General features: G+C 44.7%; 2 protein-coding genes. Both read right to left on the bottom strand.

Annotated elements, in window-relative coordinates; genetic code table 11:
• Positions 1–995: phosphoenolpyruvate-utilizing N-terminal domain-containing protein (locus A3735_RS19175; RefSeq protein WP_156499767.1), on the bottom strand; the 995-nt coding region annotated here is incomplete at its 3' end.
• Positions 996–1,036: 41 nt separating this feature from the next.
• Positions 1,037–1,330 (bottom strand): RNA pyrophosphohydrolase (locus A3735_RS19170; RefSeq protein ID WP_156499766.1); only part of this gene is annotated, 294 nt, incomplete at its 5' end.

The raw sequence follows: 1,330 nt of genomic DNA, 5'->3' as shown, positions 1-1,330 counted from the left end.
ATCGCATTATCGGGATAGTCATGCTGTTTTTTATCCGCTGTTTGCAGGTATGAAAGTATACGGCAACCCAGATCTTTTATATCTACAGCTCTTTCGCTGAGATAGGCATCATTCATCATTTCAAAATGACGTGCATATTCACTAATGGTATTTTTTAATGCGGTTTGGGCAGACTTCCCGGCTTTTATCTGGGTGATCACTTCTCCTGCCAGAGCATTGTCATCCAACATACCAAGATAGACATCAAACAAAGCTTGTTCTTCAGGCCTTAACTGGGTAGATAAACGCTCACCGACGCTTTGAATATCTTTACGGACGGACTCAACCGCATTTTCAAATGAAATGATATCATCATCAATATTTTCAGCACTTCTATCAGGCACCGCATCCAGGTCGGCAAGCGGAAAAACAACAACACTGCGACCAATCGCAACGCCTGGTGCACCAGCGATACCCTTGAAGGCGATATCCTGCGCTACTTTCCCACTCTCAGAAACTGACTCAATTGCTTTAGTTGCTTCTGAATGCGCTATAACGCTCGCCAGCTGTGCAGAAACCGTAACTAGAAAAGCTTCTTCACCTTCATCAAACTTACGCAGGTTACTGGCTTCCTGAACAACCAATACACCCAATACCTTTTTATGATGAATGATTGGAACACCAAGAAAGCTTGTAAAACGCTCTTCTCCCGTTTCAGGCAAATAGCGGTAGCGTTCATGCTGCTGGGCATCTTCGAGGTTTATCGGCTCTTCCCTAACACCAACCAAACCAACCAGACCCTCTGAATAACCCAAGCTCACGTTCCCGATCGCATCTTCCCGCAAGCCACGAGAGGCACGCAAGACATAACGATTTTCTGCCGGATCAAGAAGATAGATGGAACATACTTCCGTACTCATAGCCTCCTGAACGCGACTGACAATAATATTCAGTGCTTCCTCAAGACTAGCGGCACTATTCACTTCCTGAACAATACTGCGAAGTATGCTTAGCATTTAATACCCTTTATATTATGCCCACGTTTCCAATAGGTGGCTTAGTTCTTAAATAAGTCAGTTGATAACTCTTTCATTGCTCTTCGGTATACCTCTCGCTTAAATGAGACAACCTGACCCAGCGGATACCAATAACTTACCCACTGCCAACGATCGAACTCGGGGCTCACGTTCCGATCTACAGATATGCTTGAGTCAGCACTCAGCATGCGTAACATATACCACTTTTGTTTCTGTCCGACGCATAACGGTAAGGAGTTATGGCGAATCATTTTCTTGGGTAATCGATAGCGTAACCAACCCTTTGTTTTGGCCACAATCTGTACATCTGAAGG

This window comes from Oleiphilus sp. HI0061 (assembly GCF_001635675.1).
The sequence above is the reverse complement of the archived record's forward strand: the minus strand, read 5'-3'. Positions and strand labels throughout refer to the sequence as shown.